Source organism: Maribacter thermophilus, from assembly GCF_001020565.1.
In the GTDB taxonomy this organism is placed as follows: Bacteria; Bacteroidota; Bacteroidia; order Flavobacteriales; family Flavobacteriaceae; genus Maribacter; species Maribacter thermophilus.
On record NZ_LDAS01000001.1, the window covers coordinates 2323427 to 2343857 of the forward strand.

A 20431-nucleotide genomic window follows, 5' to 3' on the forward strand; every position below is an offset into this window, starting at 1 on the left:
CAAAGAAATTACGAGTTACACCAAAAACACCAAACCCTAGGCAAACAGGACAAAGTTTTGAGACACAGAATTACGGCCTATTATTTTTTCAAGAATTTGATATTACGGGTAAGACCAGAAAATTTAGTTCTTTTTACAGCAGATTTTTTAAACACTTTTCTAAACACCTCTTCGGAAATTTCATCCCAGTCACTTTTTGTCATCGAGAGCAAATCTGGAGCTGGCATAAGCAACGGTTCTTGATGTGGTTGTGAAAACCTGTTCCATGGACAAACATCTTGACATATATCGCAACCGAACATCCAATCCTCAAATTTACCTTGAAACTCGTTCGGAATCTCGTTCTTCAACTCTATGGTAAAATACGAAATACATTTACTGCCATCTACAACATAAGGTTCCACAATGGCCTGTGTTGGGCAGGCATCCAAACATGCGGTACAAGTACCGCAGTGATCTGTTACCGCATGGTCATATTCAAATTCGATATCGACTATCAACTCTGCGATAAAATAAAAAGAACCCACTTTCTGAGTCAACAAATTACTGTTTTTACCTATCCAGCCGAGTCCACTTTTTGCCGCCCACGCTTTATCTAAAACAGGAGCAGAATCTACAAAGGCCCTACCATTTACCTCTCCGATCTCGTTTGAGATAAACTCTTGCAGTTGTCTTAATTTCGATTTTATTACATGGTGATAATCTTGCCCGTATGCATATTTAGAGATTTTATAGCTCTTCTCTACCTGTTTTTTTTCCGGATAATAGTTTAACAAAAGTGAAATCACCGATTTAGCTCCATCCACCAACAAACGGGGATCTAAACGTTTATCGAAATGGTTCTCCATATACCCCATCTCCCCATGCATATCTTTCTTGAGCCATTTCTCGAGTCTTGGAGCTTCTTCTTCCAAAAACTCTGCTTTAGATATACCGCATGATAAAAAACCGAGGCGTTCTGCTTCGGTTTTAACAAGATTTGTCCATGTTGCTTTTTTGGAAATACTCAAAACAGTCCTGGTTGTATACCTCCTTTTACCCTACCTAAATGTTTATAGGCCAGTTCTGTCACTTCTCGTCCCCTGGGGGTACGCATAATAAAACCTTGTTGGATCAAGAACGGTTCGTATACCTCTTCTATGGTCTCGGCACTTTCTGAAACCGCAGTAGCCAAGGTTGTTATACCTACAGGACCTCCTTTAAACTTATCTATTATCGTAGAAAGTATTTTATTGTCCATCTCATCAAGGCCATGCGCATCTACGTTCAACGCCTTAAGGGCAAATTTTGAAATTTCTATATCTATAGACCCATTCCCTTTTATCTGTGCAAAATCTCGAACCCTTCTTAACAAGGCATTACAGATTCTAGGGGTTCCCCTACTTCTGCCGGCAATTTCTATAGACGCCTCATTGGTAATAGGAACTTTTAAAATATCGGCACTACGCTGCACAATGGTAGAAAGCAATTCTGTATCATAATATTGCAATCGGCTCTGTATTCCGAATCGAGCACGCATAGGGGCGGTCAATAGACCAGACCTTGTTGTTGCCCCTATCAAGGTAAACGGATTAAGGTTAATTTGAACCGTTCTGGCATTCGGACCGGTTTCTATCATTATATCAATCTTATAATCCTCCATGGCCGAATAGAGATATTCCTCCACTATGGGGCTAAGCCTATGTATCTCATCGATGAACAAAACATCCCGTTCTTCCAAATTGGTCAATAGTCCGGCCAAATCCCCAGGTTTATCCAAAACGGGGCCAGAGGTAATTTTGATTCCCACCCCCAACTCATTGGCTAAAATATTCGCCAAAGTGGTTTTTCCAAGACCTGGAGGCCCATGAAACAGCGTATGGTCCAACGCCTCACCTCTTTGGTTGGCCGCTTCAACAAACACCTTTAAATTTTCCAAAACCTGTTCTTGCCCCGTGAAATCGTCAAAGCTAACGGGCCTTAGTGCTTTCTCAATGTCAAGCTCCGCATCGGAAAAACCTTCTGTAGATGGATCTAGATACTCATTCATATACTAACAAAGATAGGTAAACACTCGTAATTTATTTTCACGCCCCCCTTGGTTTATCCTATAATTCTTCTGATATAAATTCGTATTTTCAAATAATGAAAAAGCAACTATATACCGTCGGAATTCTACAATACATTCCTTTTTTTTATGTCATATGGTCAGATGATTTGGTTTCTACCTCGGAAGTGAACGTTGTAGAAAAGGCCATTGACCTGGACAATAGCCTAAACAATAAAGAAAAACAACTACTAAAATCATGGTTGGCCACAGACAATCCCCCCACAAACGACGAGTTTAAAAAATGGAAACAAACCATATCCGGTTCGCATACAAAATTAGTGGAAAGCGAAACATACCCATTATCCACTTTTAGCCAAAGAGTGATCGCACATTACTACGGCAACTCCGATTTTAACGACCATTTAAAACATATCGAGATTAATCTTGGCATACAGCCAAATCATTACAACCACTTGTTCGAGGTAGAAGTAGACCATAACCCTTCTTCTGACCTATATAGCTCAGAAGAAATATCGACCCTTCTAAAAGGTGAACACGCAGAAGTACTAGACAATTTTCAAGAACTTATAAAAGATCCTATTTTTAAATGGGATATTCATAGAAACAAAGAGGATTACCGACAAAGCGTTTTAAAACAGGTTGTGTTTTTAGCTGAACAGGGCTATGGCGCCATGGCATACCCAAAGACATATGGGGGCACGAACAACATGAGAGGCTATGCTTCAATTTTTGAAAACTTGATGTTTGTTGATGGAAGCCTTGCCATAAAATTCGGGGTACAATTTGGTCTTTTCGGTGGTAGTGTTCAAAAATTGGGAACAAAACCACATCATGACAAATATCTTACTAAAACAGGCCAAGCTGACCTATTGGGATGTTTTGCCATGACGGAAACCGGACATGGGTCTAATGTCAGGGGAATAAAAACAACCGCCACCTATGATAAAAAAAGCGACACTATCACCATTCACACTCCGGGCAAGAACGACAATAAAGAATATATAGGCAATGCCCTGCATTCAACAATCGCCACAGTTTTTGCCCAGCTCATAGTAAACGGAAAAAACGAAGGGGTACATGCAATATTAGTCCCTCTAAGAAATGAGAAGCACGAAGTATTAGAAGGTATAAGAATTGAGGACAACGGATATAAATTAGGATTAAATGGTGTAGACAATGGAAAAATATGGTTCAACCAAGTAAAAGTTCCCCGTACCAACCTATTGAACAAGTACGGAACCATTACGGACGATGGCAGTTATATTTCAGATATCAAAAATCCCAATAAACGTTTTTTTACGATGTTGGGCACATTGGTAGGTGGACGCATCTGCGTGGCAAGGGCAGGACTTGGTGGCGCCAAAATGGCATTGACCATTGCCATAAAGCATGCTTTAAAGAGAAGACAGTTCAATGACAGTATAAAAATACAGGAAGACCTGTTAATGGATTACCCAACACATCAGCTACGTCTTACCCCTTTAGTGGCCAGTGCTTACGTTTACCACGCTACATTAGAAAAAATGATGGCGGTTTATTGCGATGAAAGCCAACCTGACAAACGTAAGGTAGAAACAGAGGTTGCAGGTTTAAAATCTGTAATAACCTGGTACGCCAATAACACAATTCAAGAATGTCGCGAAGCCTGTGGAGGAAAGGGCTACTTACTAGAAAACCGTATTGCCGACCTTAAAGGCGACGTAGATATATTTACCACCTTTGAAGGAGATAATAACGTATTGCTGCAATTGGCCGCCAAAGGAGTTTTGTCCGATTTTAAATCAGAGTTCAACAGTGCCGGATTTTCTTCTGTACTCAAACTCCTCAGCCAGCAATTAAGTGATAAGCTAGCTACTGTAAACCCTTTATATTCAAACAAAATTGACCCCGAGCATCTTTACGACCCTAGATTTCACAAACATGCTTTTGAATATAGAACACGTCGCCTAACGTACACATTAGCGATGAGAATCAGGGATTACATAAAAAAAGGGATACCCTCTTACCAAGCGTTCTTAAAAGTACAGACCCATTTGCTAGCACTGGGCAAAGCGTACAGCATACAGCTTGCCTATACCACTTATGTAGATTTTACCGAGACCATTGCCAATGAAAAAAACAAATTCTTATTTCAAAAGTTGGGAAACCTATATGCACTATCGGAAATAAGGAAAGATTCCTCATGGTACCTTGAACAAGGATATATAGGCAGTACTAAATCGAAAGCCATTAGACAACGCGTAGAAAGGCTATGCACAGAAATTAGGCCACATATGAATGTTTTGGTAGACGGTTTCGGCATACCTGAACATTGTATGACCGCCCCCATTGCCTCTTAATTCTTTTCCTTATCCAATTGAGATGTATCTAAAAAGTCGATAATATTAATCTTTGGGTTACCGTACAAACTGGTTTTGGAGGAGCCCCTGGAAGACAATTGAAAGTCTTCTAGAACATTCACCTTGGCTTGCGGAGAATCCTCCATAATAAGCATTGTCGACTTGGCCTCTAGCATTTCTGCCTTAAAGTTGGTATTACCATATAACTTGGCCATCAAAAAGTCGGTAGCCCCTTCCATTTTGGCCGAGGCGTTCTTATACATATAAACCGAACTATTTGCTCCGGTAGTATAGACTTTTACATCTATGCGGTCCTTTAAGGTCATTACCAGTGAGTCACTCGCCACGTTGAAATCACCAGAGCTAATGCCTTCCATATTAATATTTATGATATCGGCCGTGGCATTAAGCTCTAATCTCGAAGGCCCTGAGGTATTTACATCTAGTTGTTCACCAGATATGACATCTTTCATACTAATTTCTCCATTGCTCATTGATAAAGCTTTCAGCTCGGTATAAAAAACGGTTATATTCAACTTCTTCTTAGAGGTTATATTATAAAATGAGGATATTTTTAAAGTATTGTCCTCCACTTTAAACTTTAGTACATCTATTAAATTATCGTCTATTTCCAAAGCATAGCCCTCTTTGTTAGCCTTTTCCAATACCACTTCTAAATCATCGGCAAGATCAATGGCGTAAAAAGGAGGTAGCTCTTCCTTTACCTCCACTACATTCTTATTTCCTTTTATTTTGGGTTTTCTTTGGGCAAAACTTTGCATTCCAACAATCAAGGTAAGACCTAAGATCAATATATTTTTCATTCTCATTTCATTAAAGTGTAGTGTTCTAAACAATTAATCAAAGATATTATAAATTAGAACAACGTGATTTTAAACATAGACACAAAAAAAATGCCCAACTTATGTAAGTTGGGCATTTTCCTATAAATATTATTATAAACTAGTGCTGAAGTTCTTCTTCTCCATCGAACAAGGGCGTATGCTGTTGTATATAATCTTGTCCTGGAATAATATATTCGTTGTTTTCATCAACTTTACTGTAATCATAAGCCCATCTGTGTACTTCAGGAATAGCACCAGGCCAGTTTCCGTGAATATGCTCTTCTGGAGTTGTCCACTCCAATGTTGTAGCCTTCCATGGGTTTTGTCCTCCTTTTTTTCCGTAAAATATACTTCTTATAAAGTTGAAAGCAAAGAACAATTGTGCACACGCAGTGATAATGGCAAAAACAGTCATTAACACCTGAACATCGGTAAGCTCATCGAACATTGGAAATGCCGTGTTCTCGTAATATCTTCTTGGAACACCTGCCATACCAACAAAATGCATTGGGAAGAAAATTCCATAAGAACCTATAGCAGTAATCCAAAAATGTACGTAACCCAAGTTCTTGTTCATCATTCTACCATGGAACATTTTAGGGAACCAATGGTAAATTCCAGCGAACATTCCGTAGAGTGCCGATATACCCATTACCAAATGGAAGTGAGCTACTACAAAATACGTATCATGAACGTTAATATCCAAAGTACTATCACCAAGAATAATCCCGGTAAGACCACCTGTTATAAAGGTAGATACCATACCAATAGAAAATAGCATACCAGGGTTCATTTGCAGATTACCCTTCCATAATGTAGTTATCCAGTTAAAGGCTTTTACCGCTGAGGGTATCGCGATCAACAAAGTTGTAAACGTAAACACAGATCCCAAAAATGGATTCATACCGGATACGAACATATGGTGCCCCCAAACTATCGTAGATAAAAATGCAATTGCCAAAATGGATGCTATCATTGCCCTGTAACCAAAAATTGGCTTTCTGGCATTTACCGCCATCACTTCCGATACAATACCCATTGCCGGTAGAATTACGATATAAACCTCTGGGTGACCCAAGAACCAGAACAAATGCTCATATAATACAGGTGAACCACCTTGATAGTGCAGTACTTCACCTTGGATAAATATATCTGACAAGAAGAACGATGTACCAAAACTTCTATCCATTATCAACAACAGCGCTGCAGATAATAATACAGGGAAAGAAACAACACCGATAATTGCCGTTACAAAAAATGCCCAAATAGTCAGTGGAAGTCTAGTCATAGACATTCCTTTTGTTCTAAGGTTTATTACTGTAGTGATATAGTTCAATGAACCCAAAAGCGATGAAGCAATAAATATCGCCATTGACACCAACCACAACGTCATTCCCATTCCTGAACCGGGTTGAGCCATTGGCAAAGCACTTAACGGTGGATACACCGTCCATCCCGCAGCTGCAGGACCTGCCTCAACGAACAGGGATATAATCATTATTACACTAGACACAAAGAACATCCAGTAAGAAACCATGTTCATAAAACCGGAAGCCATATCCCTAGCACCTATTTGTAATGGAATCAAAAGGTTACTAAAAGTACCGCTCAATCCTTGGGTAAGTACAAAGAAAACCATCAAGGTTCCATGAATGGTAACCAATGCAAGATACACATCAGCGTCCATGACCCCGTCTGGCGCCCATTTACCTAACAAAGCCCCAAAAATGGCATTGGACTCACCTGGCCAAGCCAATTGCATTCTAAACAATAATGACATGGCAATACCAATGACCCCCATGATCAAACCAGTAATCAAATACTGCTTTGATATCATTTTATGATCTTGGCTAAAGATATATTTTGTTACAAAGGTTTCTTTATGATGATGTCCATGATCATCATGTGAGTGATCATCTACCTGTGCATGTGCTGTTGCTAATGACATAATCGAATTTCGTTTATTTTAATTTCTTTTTCTGCTTATTACTGAGCGCTTGCCATCACCGTACTCTTGAATGTCTGTTGGCTAGCCATCCATTCATTAAATTCCTCTTCGGTCTCTACAATAATCTTCATCTGCATATTGTAATGTGACTTACCACAAATTTTGTTACACAACAAAATATAATCAAACTCCCAAGGATCAATTGTTTCTCCACTTTCGGCAGCTTTCTCCGCTCTAAGTTTATTAGTACGCTTTACTTTTTCGGCCACGTCCGGATTTTGTCTCATTTCCTCCGTAGTATAGATCGGAGTAAATGAAAACTCAGTAATCATACCTGGCACACAATTCATCTGTGCTCTAAAATGAGGCATGTACGCAGAATGCAAAACATCTTGGCTTCGCATCTTAAAATTCACTTTTCTTCCAACAGGCAAGTGCAGCTCTTTAACAATAACATCGTCATGGGCATAGGTATCGGATTCATCCAAACCTAAAACATTTGCTTTATCGATATCTATCATCCTAACATTGGCATTACCCAAGGTGTTATCGGCTCCGGCATACCTGGCTGTCCAATTAAATTGTTGTGCATAAAGCTCAACAACCAATGGATCATCCTCGTCATTAACATCCATAATATTGGTCCAAGAATAAAGTCCCCATAAAATTAAACCTGCCAAAACGATTACAGGAATAATGGTCCATATAAACTCCAATCTATCATTGTCTGCATAAAACAAAGCCCTTTTTCCTTTTTCACCTCTATATTTAAAACCAAAATAATGCAATAGAGCCTGCGTAATGGTCTGTACAAAAAAGATGATGGCCATGGAAACCAACATTAGTTTATCATATTGACCACCGTGTTCGGAAGCCGCTTCGGGCAATAATGTCTTACCGTAATTATAAAAACTAAATATAGTTATACCGTAAATAAAGATCAGAAATGCGAACAATAGATAACCGTTATATTTGTTATCCTTATCCGTTGCTATTTCAGAAACATCTGTTTTAAGCTGTGACAATTCAAATATCTTGGTCATTTGCCAAATAGCAATTGCCACGAGAACTAAAACAGCTAAAGTCAATAATGTAGTCATTGTATGATTTGAAATTATACTTTAAAACTCACTAATAATGGAAGTGTCTACTTTCCTCAATAAAAGGATTTCTTTTAGGCTGTAACGGTGCCGTAGCAAGAGCCCTAAAGACCCAGAAAATAAATAAACCTGCGAAAAACAATACAGAACTTATCTCTGATAATCCAATATACCATTGGTCGCCAACCGTTGCAGGCATTATGGCATTAAATATATCTAAATAATGACCTGCCAAAATAACTATACCGGCCAATACTACGAACCAATTAACCCGTTTAAAATCACTATTCATCAACAACAATAGCGGGAACACAAAATTCATGGCTATCATACCAAAGAACGGTAGTTTATAATCCTCTATTCTAGTTACATAATAAGTAACCTCTTCAGGTATATCCGAATACCAGATCAACATGAACTGTGAAAACCATAGGTATGTCCAAAATATACTTATACCGAACATAAACTTAGCCAAATCATGTATATGGCTATCATTAACATCTGGTAACAATCCCTTAGATTTCAAATAAATGGTCACCATTGCTATAACGGTTATACCCGACACGAACATACTGGCAAAAATATACCATCCGAACAAGGTACTGAACCAATGTGGGTCTACGCTCATAATCCAATCCCAAGACATAATAGATTCGGATATAAGGTAAAATACCAAGAAAGCCGCCGATATTCTAAAATTAAGAACAAACTTAGAGTTGTCAGAAGACTCATCTTGTTGTAGTGACAATTTTCTGGAATATTCACGATATGCAATCCACCCCCCTAAGAACACTGCTGCCCTAATTAAGAAAAACGTTGGATTCAAATACCCAGATTTACCCTGTAATAATTCATCATGGGCCACTACTTCAGGATCCATCCATACAAAAAGATGGTTCATATGCAACACCGAAAGAAGCAGGATAACAAATACTATTATACCTCCAGGCACCAAATAGGCCGTAATACCTTCCATCACCCTAAACAACAAAGGAGACCAACCGGCCTGTGCCGCGCGCTGTATAGCGTAGAACGCAAGTACGCCCAAAGCTATCATCATAAAAAAGAACGCTGCCACGTAAAGTGCCGCCCATGGTTTGTTTTGCAATTGATGTAATAAATGCTCATCATGTGCAGCATCGTGTCCATCGCCATGCTCGGCAACAGCAGCATGTGTATCTACAGATTCGCCGTGACCACCATCATGACTAGCTACCATAGCTTTTGCTTCATCTACAGTTCCGGGCGCCATGACAAAACCACCTATTATACCCAACAGCCCAACTGCCATTAGAATAATGGAACCTATCTTAAGTCTATTTGAAAACGTATACATAGTATTGTTTACCTAAATTATTTGGTTAAATCTTGTTTGAGCTTCATTACATATTCGGCTACTTGCCACATCTCTGTATTGTTCATCTGAGATGCATAAGACCCCATAGAGTTCAATCCATATATTTGAGTATGATAAGCAGTTCCAACAGTTATATTACGAGCAGCGTCGGCATAACTAGGTACACCCAATATTTTTTCCCTTTTCACCAAAGTACCTTGACCATCACCTTTAGAACCATGACAAATAGCACAATATATATTGTATAACTCTGCACCTTTTGCCAAGTTTTCATCACGTGCCATTGAATCTAACGGACTCGTATTCAACCTCGCTAATTCTTTACCTTCTGGAGTATTCTCGAACTCATAAGGCAACCACCCTCTATTAACGGTATTGGCAGGTGGCACCATAGCTTCTTGACCAGTAGGTAAAAAATCTACCTCGCTATAAGCCTCATAGCCTACCGGCTCATACATGTTTGGCATATATTGGTAATTAGGCTTGTTTGTATCTTGACAAGCACTAGCGACTACCAATAAACATATTACAACTCCTATTTTAATAAAACTGTTCATATTCAATGACTGTTTTTTTCTGATATATTAATCTCCACAGCTCCAGTATCGGCCAACAAATCCTTCAACTCTTGCTCGTTGTCATGGATTTCTATTTCCATTAAAAAGTGATCATCGGTTGTTCTTACATCTGGATTTTCAGCTTTTTTAAAAGGCCACAACCTACTTCTTAGATAAAAGGTAATCACCATTAAGTGAGCCGCAAAAAACACGGTAAGCTCAAACATAATTGGAACAAATGCCGGCATATTCTCCAAGTAACTAAAACTTGGTTTACCACCAATATCCTGAGGCCAATCCTCTATCATGATAAAATTCATCATCACCACTGCCACGGTCAACCCTACGCAACCATACAAGAAAGATGTAATTGCAATTCTTGTAGGGGCCAAGCCCATAGCTTTATCCAAACCGTGAACCGGAAAAGGACAATAAACCTCCTCTATATGATGTTTGGCTGCCTTTACCTTCTTTACAGCATGCATCAGCACGTCATCATCATTATAAAACGCTTGTATAACTTTAGATGCCATAATCTACTTTTTGTTGTTTAATACTTTTGCTTGACCAGCCCAATCATCACGTTGTGCTCTTCCAGGAAAAGAACCGGTGATCGAGTCCAATAAATCATATTCCTTTTTAGTCATTCGAGCTACTTGGGCAAAAGTGTATATACCTATTTCATTTAAGGTTGCCTCCATTTGCGGACCTATACCCTTAACTTGCTTTAAATCGTCCGGTGTTTCTTTTGCAGCATCAAAAGTACCGATAGAACTTAACAATTCGTTTACACCGGCATCATCTTTAATCGGCTTCGTTTCTTCCACCACAGTGTTATCGGAAACTTGTTCTTTTACTACTGGTTTTTCAGATGAAATCTGATACAAAGGCTGACCGGCATCCCTAAGTTTTTTATAACGCTCACCAGAAGATTTCAATATAGACTTAACCTCTGCCTGTGCAATTACAGGGAACGTTCTTGAATACAATAAGAAGAGTACGAAGAAGAACCCAATGGTACCTATGAATATTCCTATATCCACAAATGTTGGAGAGAACATAGTCCATGAAGATGGTAAATAATCTCTGTGCAACGACGTAACTATAATTACAAAACGCTCAAACCACATACCTATGTTCACCACTATAGAAATAAAGAAAGAGAACATAATACTTGTACGCAATTTCTTGAACCACATAAACTGTGGCGAGAACACGTTACAGGTCATCATTGACCAATATGCCCACCAATAAGGACCTGTTGCCCTGTTCAAGAAAGCATACTGTTCGTATTCTACACCAGAATACCATGCCATAAACAACTCGGTAATATATGCACAGCCCACAATAGACCCTGTAAGCATAATTACAATGTTCATCAATTCTATATGTTGTACTGTAATGTAAGCTTCCAAGTTACACACCTTCCTCATAATAATCAACAGGGTGTTCACCATGGCAAAACCAGAGAAAATAGCCCCCGCCACAAAATAAGGTGGAAATATTGTAGTATGCCATCCTGGTATTACCGAAGTGGCAAAGTCAAAAGATACGATGGTATGTACAGAAAGTACCAATGGAGTTGCCAAACCGGCCAATACCAAAGACACCTCTTCAAATCGCTGCCAATCTTTAGCACGACCACTCCATCCAAAGCTTAATAGACTGTATATTTTCTTTTGAAAAGGAAGAACTGCCCTATCTCGAATCATAGCAAAATCTGGCAACAATCCCGTCCACCAGAAAACCAATGATACGGACAAGTAGGTAGATATTGCAAATACGTCCCAAAGTAACGGTGAGTTAAAGTTTACCCACAAAGAACCAAATTGGTTAGGTATAGGCAACACCCAATAGGCCAACCAAGGTCTCCCCATGTGTATGATCGGGAATAATCCCGCTTGCACAACCGAGAAGATGGTCATTGCTTCTGCGGAACGGTTGATAGCCATTCTCCATTTTTGACGGAACAGCAATAGAACCGCAGAAATAAGGGTTCCTGCGTGTCCGATACCAACCCACCAAACAAAGTTGGTAATATCCCATGCCCAGTTAACAGACTTGTTCAATCCCCATGTTCCGATACCAGTAGATACCGTATAAATTATACAACCTAATCCCCAAAGAAATGCCACTAAGGCAATAGAGAAAACAATCCACCAATGCTTATTGGCCCTTCCTTCTACAGGAGCGGCAATATCAACAGTTACATCGTGGTAACCTTTATCTCCAACAACTAGAGGTTTTCGTATAGGTGCTTCGTAATGCGACGCCATAGACTTCTGTTATAATTACTTTCTTGTATTGTTATGCTTCGTTGGTATTCCTAACCTTTACATGGTAGAATACATTTGGTTGAGTACCTATATGCTCCAACAGGTGGTACATACGGTTACTTTCTTTTAATTCTGAAACTTTACTCTTCTCATCGTTCACATCACCAAAAACCATGGCACCTGAACTACATGCAGAAGAACAAGCTGTCTGGAACTCTCCATCTTCGATAACTCTTCCATCCCTCTTAGCGTCAAGAATAGTTTTCTGCGTTTTTTGAATACACATAGAACATTTTTCTATCACACCTCTTGATCGGACATTAACATCTGGGTTTAATACCATTTTGCCCAAATCATTGTTCATATGGAAATCAAACTCATCGTTGTTGTTATATAAGAACCAGTTAAATCTTCTTACTTTATAAGGACAGTTGTTAGCACAATATCTTGTACCTACACACCTATTGTAAGCCATTTGATTTTGTCCTTGTCTACCATGGGATGTTGCAGCAACCGGACAAACAGTCTCACACGGAGCATGGTTACAGTGCTGACACATTACAGGCTGAAAAGCTACTTGAGGGTTATCGGCCGGATGCTCCATTTCTCCAAAACCTCCTAAAGAACCTTTTTCTCCCCAAAGACCGTCAAACTCATCTTTTTTGATATTATCCCCTTCAAAAGTATCTTCAGAAGAGTAATATCTATCGATACGCAACCAGTGCATATCCCTAGATTTTCTAACTTCCGCCTTACCTACTACAGGAACATTATTTTCCGCATGACAAGCTATCACACATGCCCCACAACCGGTACAGGCATTTAAATCGATAGACAGGTTAAAGTGATGACCTATAGAACGATCAAAACTGTCCCAAAGATCCACAGAAGTTGCAGGAACCTCTTGGTGGTTTAGCGAAACCTGAGGAACATGGTTCCATTCCGCATGATCTTTAGTATTGAATATCTCTAATGTAGTTTCTTTTATAATATCACCCCTACCCATTAAGGTCTTGTGCAATTGCACACATGCAAACTCATGATTACCTGGGGCCTTTTCTATACTTACGGTTTGATTGGCATTAAAATCCTTATACAGAACAAATGCATTAACACCTGTCTGCATAGCTTCTTTCATACCCACTTTCTTTCCATAACCAAAAGAAAGCCCGATAGAACCTTTTGCCTGACCTGGCTGAACAACAACAGGTACTTTTTCTATAGTAACACCATCAACGGTAACGTTTACATAATTACCATCCATACCACCATTGGCCACGTTCACATTCTCAACACCCAACGCCTCGGCATCAGCTCTGGAAACAGTTACATAATTATCCCAAGAAACCCTTGTAATAGGATCAGGAAACTCTTGCAACCAAGGGTTACTGGCTTGTTGCCCGTCGCCCATTCCTACCTTAGAATAAAGAGTAAGTTCCATTCCACCGGCAGTGACATTGGCAAGATTACGAACAGCGGAAGCTATCGATACCCCTACAGTATCTTCTCCACCCTCCTCTTCACCGACCTTAACATCAGCTATTTCTTCTTCACCAATATTATTTACAACGAACACACCATCTTGCAACGCCTGGTTCCAACTTGCACCGTTTAAGATACCACCAGCCCAAGTCTCTCTGATATAATCATAATATGAACTATCACTACCCATCCAATCCAGAACAGCATCTTGAAATTGTTTGGTATCAAATAATTCTTTAATAGTGGGCTGCATTAAGCTATAATGCCCTTTTTTGAATTCCACATCGCCCCAAGACTCCAAGTAATGATTTGCAGCAGCTACATACTGAACCGCCTCTGCAGTCTCATTCCAATTAGTCGTAAAAGCAACTGACAAGTCCACCTTACCAAGTCCTTCTTTAAACTCGGCAGCATTGGGCAACGAATACAAAGGATTAACACCATCCATAATCAAGGCACCGACCCTTCCAGAATTCATATCCGAGATCAAGGCCTTTAACGCCTTTACGTTCCCTTGTCTTATATATCTAGGAGAAGCAACATCAAAAGCCTTACTTCCCAACATTTTATTAATAGCCAAAACTACCATTTGAGCATCCAAATCATCAAGCCCGGTAACCACTACGGCCTTTGAACCAGCTTTCTTGATTTCGGCAGCTACCTTATCCACAATAGCATCGTACTCAGAAGTGTTACCACCTACAGAAGTACCATTAAGCTTACCATACAATTTAGCAAGCACCACTTTTTGAGCACTTGGAGTTAACGGAAATCTTTTATCCGCATTAGCTCCGGTCAAAGACATATTGGCCTCTAACTGAACATGCCTAGACATTTTACCGTTCTTAGGCACTCTTCCCTTTGCATAACCACTATCATAACCGCCACCTTGCCAATCTGACAAGAAATCAGCACTGAAAGAAACGATCAAATCGGCTTTTTCAAAATCATAATCAGCCAAGGCACGCTCACCATATGTATTCTCATAGGCCGTCAATGCAGCGTCTTCCGAAATAGCATCATAGGTAACATGCTCTACATTTTGGTTGACAGCTTTAAGCTCAGAGATCAATCTATTGGTAGAAGGACTGGCATACGTCTGGGTCAACAAAACAATTTTCTTTGAAGAACCGGCCAAACTTCCCATTTTAGCCTTTACAGCAGCATTAAGAACATCCCACTCGATCGGCTCACCATTCGCCATTGGCCCTTGCAACCTTGTACTATCGTACAAAGACAATACAGAAGCCTGAACTCTTGCATTCGCACTTCCTCCAACCTTGGCCAAGTTATTATTCTCGACCTTTATAGGGCGACCCTCACGGGTCTTTATAAGAATACTTGCAAAATCAAAGCCATTTGCTATAGAAGTGGCATAGTAATTCGCCACCCCCGGAACAATATTTTCAGGCTGAACCACATAAGGAATTGATTTAACAACAGGTCCCTCACAGGCCGCCAAAGAAGCCGCCGCCGTACTAAAACCAACATATTTCAGAAAATCCCTTCTGTTAGTATTAGTCGAGGATAAGGTCTCCTTATCACCCAAAAAATCATCCACGGGAATCTCCTCTACAAATTCGTTCTGTTTTAGCGCCTCAACAATGGAATCGTTAGGATTTAACTCCGCCTCGCTTTTCCAATATTTCTTGTTTGATGCCATACGTATTATCTGTAATTAGCTTCTTATTATTATTAATAGTGACACTTTCCACACTCCAGTCCGCCCATTTGAGCAGCTGTCAAATTCTCCACACCATATTTTTTGGAAAGCTCTGCATGGATTTTTTCATAATACTCATTACCCTCTACCTTAACATTGGTCTCACGGTGACAATTCACACACCACCCCATTGTTAGAGGAGAATACTGATACATAACCTCCATCTCCTCCACAGGTCCGTGACATGTCTGACATTCGACACCAGCCACAGAAACATGCTGAGAGTGATTGAAGTAAGCAAAATCAGGAAGATTATGAACCCTTACCCATTCTACAGGCTGAGTCTCACCAGTATACTTCTGGTTCTCCTCGTCCCAACCGACTGCCTTATACAATTTCTTTATTTCGTTGGTATAAAACTCATTGGTATACCCATTAGCCAAATCCTCTTTAGAAGGACCTTCTGGATTACCTTTATATTCATAAATAGATTTATGACAATTCATACAAACATTCAACGATGGAATACCTGAAGTTTTGGAAACCCTTGCAGAAGAGTGACAATACTTACATTCAATTTTATTATCACCCGCATGTATTTTATGTGAATAATGTATTGGCTGTATCGGAGCATACCCCTGATCAACACCTACCTGCATCATCCAACCGTAAGCGAAATACGCACTCCCCAACAACAATAAAACAACCGTCACCAAAACCAAGAATTGATTTTGAGCAAAAGCCTTCCAAACAGGAACCCTTTTCTCAGCATTTTCTTTTTCAATGGAAATCCCATTCGCTTCCGCAATTCGGCGAAGCGTAGTGTTCACCAAGAACAACATAACCACCAACAACGCGAAAATCAAAACCAATGCACCCAAAATAACCTCGTTGGATATACCTGAAGAGCCACCTGAAGAAGCATCAGACGCCGAAGCATCGGTTGCCGCCGTAGCCGCTGGCGCCGGTGGCGGTGCAGCAGTATACGCCAAAATATTATCGATGTCCGCGTTCGTCAAGGTAGGAAACGGAGTCATTGCCGCTTGATTGTACTCCGCATACACCTTATTAGCATATGCGTCGCCAGACTTAATCACCCCAGGGCTATTCTTAATCCAAGCATACAACCACTCCCTGTCAAGACCCTCATCTTCCGCCAAACGACTTTCTACATTCGCCAAGGCAGGACCCGTCATCTTACGGTCCAATGAGTGACACGCAGCACAATTCTGATTAAACAACGCTTTACCTGCAGCGGCGTCTCCACCCGAAGCAGCACCATCACCAGATTCCGCAACAGCATCTTGAGCCATAAGCGAAACTGAAAAGAGTAGCGTTAAAACTAAACTAAAAACAAAGACTTTAGAAAACTGATTGCGGTATAGAACCTTTTTCATATAATAGAATATTTCAATCGGAATCTTGGCATGATTTTGGCCTGTAAACAAACAGAAAACAACAACAATGCCTTAAATCGATGCCAAAAATACGACATAGACTTTATTTGAAAAAACGTTAATGTATTTATAACTTATAATTTATATCTGTTCTAAATAAGTAAAATACCTAATCGATTATACCTTAAAAATTTACATTTGCAGAACAAAAATATTCACCTTATTATTTTCAAATGAAAAAAATATTTTACGTCCTTTTTATAGTATATAGCACCAATTATATAGTTGCGCAGGAAGGAAAAATCACCATTTCACAGGATCAGCAAATAACCCAACTGCTGGATCTATACAAAAAAGCCTTGAGCAACACCGAATATTACAGAATACAAGTAGGTTTTGTTAGCGACGATAGAAAAGCTCGCGAAATTAAAAACAATGTTGAGATAGACTTTCCGGACCTACCTTCGAGGATAGATTTCGACTCACCAACCTATAGGATACGGGTCGGGCGTTTTAAATCTAAATTAGAGGCCGAAAGAAAATTCAACGAGGTACGAAAGAAGTACCCAAATGCAATGCTTTTAAAACCAAAAAAATCGACCTGATAAGGTCGATTTTTTTTGCTCCGCTACTAATACGTTACATATTATTTCAGTTTCTTCTTAACGGCAACCTCTTGGAAAGCCTCTACAATATCATTCACATGAATATCATTGTAGTTCTTTATCTGAAGACCACAATCATATCCTTTTGACACTTCTTTTACGTCGTCTTTAAACCTCTTTAAAGAAGCCAATTCACCAGTATAGATTACTACACCATCCCTAATTAAGCGAATATTTGAGTTTCTATAAATCTTACCACTGGTTACCATACAACCGGCAATTGTACCGATTTTAGAAATCTTGAAGGTCTCTCTGATTTCCGCAGTACCGGTAATCTCCTCTTTCATTTCCGGAGAAAGCATTCCCTCCATTGCATCTTTAAGGTCGTTTATGGCATCGTAGATGATAGAGTACATTCTTATATCGATCTCCTCATTCTCTGCCATAGCCTTGGCGTTACCCATTGGCCTAACATTAAATCCTATTATAACCGCATCGGAAGCTGAGGCAAGCAACACATCAGACTCTGTAATAGGACCTACCGCCTTATAGATAATATTTACTTGAATTTCGTCGGTAGAAAGTTTCTGGAAAGAATCGGTCAATGCCTCTACAGATCCATCCACATCCCCTTTCAAAACAATGTTCAATTCTTTAAACTCCCCTAGGGCTATACGCCTACCTATCTCATCTAAGGTAATATGACGTTGCGTTCTCACAGATTGCTCTCTTTGCAATTGAGCTCTTCTTGCCGCTATCTGCTTCGCCTCTCTCTCATCCTCTAACACATGAAACTTGTCACCGGCCTGCGGAGCCCCATCCAAACCTAAAATGGATATAGGTTGGGAAGGACCTACCTTATCAACATTATTACCTCGCTCATCGTGCATCGCCTTTACCTTACCACTAGTGGTACCCGCAAGTACATAATCACCAATTGACAATGTACCGGCCTGAACAAGAATTGTGGAAACATATCCTTTTCCCTTGTCCAAGAAAGCTTCTACAACAGTACCTGAGGCCAATTTGTTCGGATTCGCTTTCAACTCGAGCAATTCCGCTTCCAAAAGCACTTTTTCCAACAACTCTTTTACCCCTTCACCTGTTTTTGCAGAAATATCATGAGACTGAATCTTACCTCCCCAATCTTCTACAAGCAAGTTCATCTGGGCCAAACCTTCTTTAATCTTATCCGGGTTAGCGGTTGGCCTATCTATTTTGTTGATAGCAAAAACTATTGGAACACCTGCCGCCTGTGCATGACTAATCGCCTCTTTGGTCTGTGGCATAATATCATCATCGGCCGCAATTACAATTATTGCGATATCGGTAACTTGAGCACCCCTGGCACGCATTGCCGTAAATGCTTCGTGACCTGGAGTATCCAAAAAGGATATCTTTTGACCATTATCCAATGTAACGGCATATGCACCGATATGCTGGGTAATACCACCACTCTCACCGGCTATTACATTTTCTTCCCTAATATAATCCAGCAAAGAAGTTTTACCGTGATCCACATGCCCCATTACCGTTACGATCGGAGCTCTTGGCTTCAAATCTTCCGGAGCATCTTCTTGCTCAACTATACTCTCCTCGATATCAGCGGTAACGAACTCTACCTCATAACCAAACTCCTCCGCAACAATAGACAATGTTTCCGCATCCAACCTTTGGTTCATGGTTACCATGATACCCAAAGACATACAGGCCGATATAATCTCTGTCGTGGACACCTCCATCATCGTTGCCACCTCACTGGCAGTAACAAACTCGGTAACTTTAAGTATTTTACTTTCAAGTTGTTGTTGCTCAAGATCTTTTTCTGTTTGCTGACGGTGCTGATCTCTTTTATCCCTTCTATATTTGGCTCCTTTGCCTTTTTTGGATTTACCTTGTAATTTCTCTAAGGTCTCCCTTACCTGCTTTTGAACATCCTCTTCGGTTGGCTCTACCTTAGGAGCGGCAAATCGCCTGTTTCCTTTACGGTCAGATGAATTGCCTCCTCTAGAGTTTTGACCATGGCCAGAAGTATTCTTGCTAACTATACGCTTTCTGCGTTTTTTACGATCTGTATTGTCCGCAGGTTTTTTATCCTTTTTCTTGGGTTTTTGAAACTTAGAAAGATCTATTTTATCTCCGGTAATTTTAGGACCCGTTAACTTTTTATACTTGGTCTCTATAGTCGCCGGTTCTTCAGGTTTCTCCTCTTTTACTTCAACGGGTTTTTCTTCTTTGACAGGTTTCTGCTCTTCCTTTTCCTTAACAGGTTCCTTCTCTTCAGGTTTTTTCTCCTCCTTTACGGGTAGATCCACCTTAGGCGGCTTAACCACCTCTTTTTTCTCCTCTACAACCTCTGGCTTTTTCTCCTCTACCTCTTCTTTTTTCGGAGCGGGCTCTGCCTTTTTCTTTGGATTAAGGTCTATTTTACCGACAGTTTTCGGACCTGCCAACTCCACCTTACCCACAAATTTGGTTTCCTCTATCGCGGCATTTCTTTTCTCGCGCGCAATACGGCGCTCCTCTTGCTCTCGCTCTAGCTGAACCCTTATGGCCTCCTTCTCCTTACGTTTTTCCTCACCGACTTCCTTAGACGCAACTTTCTTACTCTTATCTGTCTGAAATTCATCTAACAAAACCTGATAAACCTCATCAGAAATTTTTGTGGTCGGCCTGGCCTCCACATTATGCCCCTTACTATTAAGGTAATCTACCGCCCTATCCAAGGAAATATTAAGCTCACGAAGAACTTTGTTAAGTCTTATTTTTGCATTATCTGCCATAAATACTGATTCCCGTTCTATTATTTAAG

14 protein-coding genes are annotated in these 20431 nt (G+C 40.0%); 2 read left to right on the forward strand and 12 right to left on the reverse strand.

The features are described 5' to 3' along the window. Positions 1–80: 80 nt before the first annotated feature. On the reverse strand, positions 81–1004 hold the full coding sequence (gene queG / locus AB657_RS10070; protein ID WP_047247921.1) for a tRNA epoxyqueuosine(34) reductase QueG: 924 nt from the start codon (positions 1002–1004) through the stop codon (positions 81–83). A gap of 2 nt (positions 1005–1006) precedes the next feature. Then, complete coding sequence (gene ruvB, locus AB657_RS10075; protein ID WP_047246372.1) at positions 1007–2029, reverse strand: Holliday junction branch migration DNA helicase RuvB; 1023 nt, start codon at positions 2027–2029, stop codon at positions 1007–1009. Between the two features lie 95 nt (positions 2030–2124). Here ruvB and AB657_RS10080 point away from each other — a divergent pair, with 95 nt between their 5' ends. Continuing rightward, complete coding sequence (locus AB657_RS10080) at positions 2125–4389, forward strand: acyl-CoA dehydrogenase family protein (RefSeq protein ID WP_047246373.1); 2265 nt, start codon at positions 2125–2127, stop codon at positions 4387–4389. Here AB657_RS10080 and AB657_RS10085 read toward each other — a convergent pair. From AB657_RS10085 to AB657_RS10125, 9 genes are all read right to left on the reverse strand, one after another. Continuing rightward, positions 4386–5213: a GIN domain-containing protein gene (locus tag AB657_RS10085; RefSeq protein ID WP_047247922.1), complete on the reverse strand. Its 828-nt coding sequence runs from the start codon at positions 5211–5213 to the stop codon at positions 4386–4388. The genes AB657_RS10080 and AB657_RS10085 overlap by 4 nt on opposite strands. A 139-nt stretch (positions 5214–5352) precedes the next feature. Continuing rightward, a complete protein-coding gene (locus AB657_RS10090; protein WP_047246374.1) occupies positions 5353–7182 on the reverse strand; it encodes a cytochrome c oxidase subunit I in 1830 nt (609 codons plus the stop codon). 38 nt (positions 7183–7220) lie between these two features. Further along, a complete protein-coding gene (locus tag AB657_RS10095) occupies positions 7221–8282 on the reverse strand; it encodes a cytochrome c oxidase subunit II (RefSeq protein ID WP_047246375.1) in 1062 nt (353 codons plus the stop codon). Between the two features lie 31 nt (positions 8283–8313). Further along, the gene (locus tag AB657_RS10100) at positions 8314–9618 is read right to left on the reverse strand and encodes a hypothetical protein (RefSeq protein WP_047246376.1); all 1305 of its coding nucleotides are present in this window, start codon (positions 9616–9618) and stop codon (positions 8314–8316) included. 17 nt (positions 9619–9635) lie between these two features. After that, positions 9636–10196 carry a c-type cytochrome gene (locus AB657_RS10105; protein WP_047246377.1) on the reverse strand — a complete coding sequence of 187 codons (561 nt, stop codon included), beginning with the start codon at positions 10194–10196 and terminating at the stop codon, positions 9636–9638. 2 nt (positions 10197–10198) lie between these two features. Beyond that, on the reverse strand, positions 10199–10729 hold the full coding sequence (locus AB657_RS10110) for a DUF3341 domain-containing protein (RefSeq protein ID WP_047246378.1): 531 nt from the start codon (positions 10727–10729) through the stop codon (positions 10199–10201). 3 nt (positions 10730–10732) lie between these two features. Next, the gene (gene nrfD / locus AB657_RS10115; protein WP_084696412.1) at positions 10733–12472 is read right to left on the reverse strand and encodes an NrfD/PsrC family molybdoenzyme membrane anchor subunit; all 1740 of its coding nucleotides are present in this window, start codon (positions 12470–12472) and stop codon (positions 10733–10735) included. 31 nt (positions 12473–12503) lie between these two features. Beyond that, positions 12504–15617 carry a TAT-variant-translocated molybdopterin oxidoreductase gene (locus AB657_RS10120; protein WP_047246379.1) on the reverse strand — a complete coding sequence of 1038 codons (3114 nt, stop codon included), beginning with the start codon at positions 15615–15617 and terminating at the stop codon, positions 12504–12506. Positions 15618–15649: 32 nt separating this feature from the next. Beyond that, entirely contained in the window at positions 15650–17014 is a 1365-nt protein-coding gene (locus AB657_RS10125) for a c-type cytochrome (RefSeq protein WP_047247924.1), read from the reverse strand. A gap of 233 nt (positions 17015–17247) precedes the next feature. Here AB657_RS10125 and AB657_RS10130 point away from each other — a divergent pair, with 233 nt between their 5' ends. After that, on the forward strand, positions 17248–17619 hold the full coding sequence (locus tag AB657_RS10130) for an SPOR domain-containing protein (protein WP_047246380.1): 372 nt from the start codon (positions 17248–17250) through the stop codon (positions 17617–17619). Positions 17620–17660: 41 nt separating this feature from the next. On the opposite strand, the gene infB is transcribed toward AB657_RS10130, so the two are convergent. Continuing rightward, positions 17661–20402 carry a translation initiation factor IF-2 gene (gene infB, locus AB657_RS10135; protein WP_047246381.1) on the reverse strand — a complete coding sequence of 914 codons (2742 nt, stop codon included), beginning with the start codon at positions 20400–20402 and terminating at the stop codon, positions 17661–17663. Positions 20403–20431: the final 29 nt, after the last annotated feature.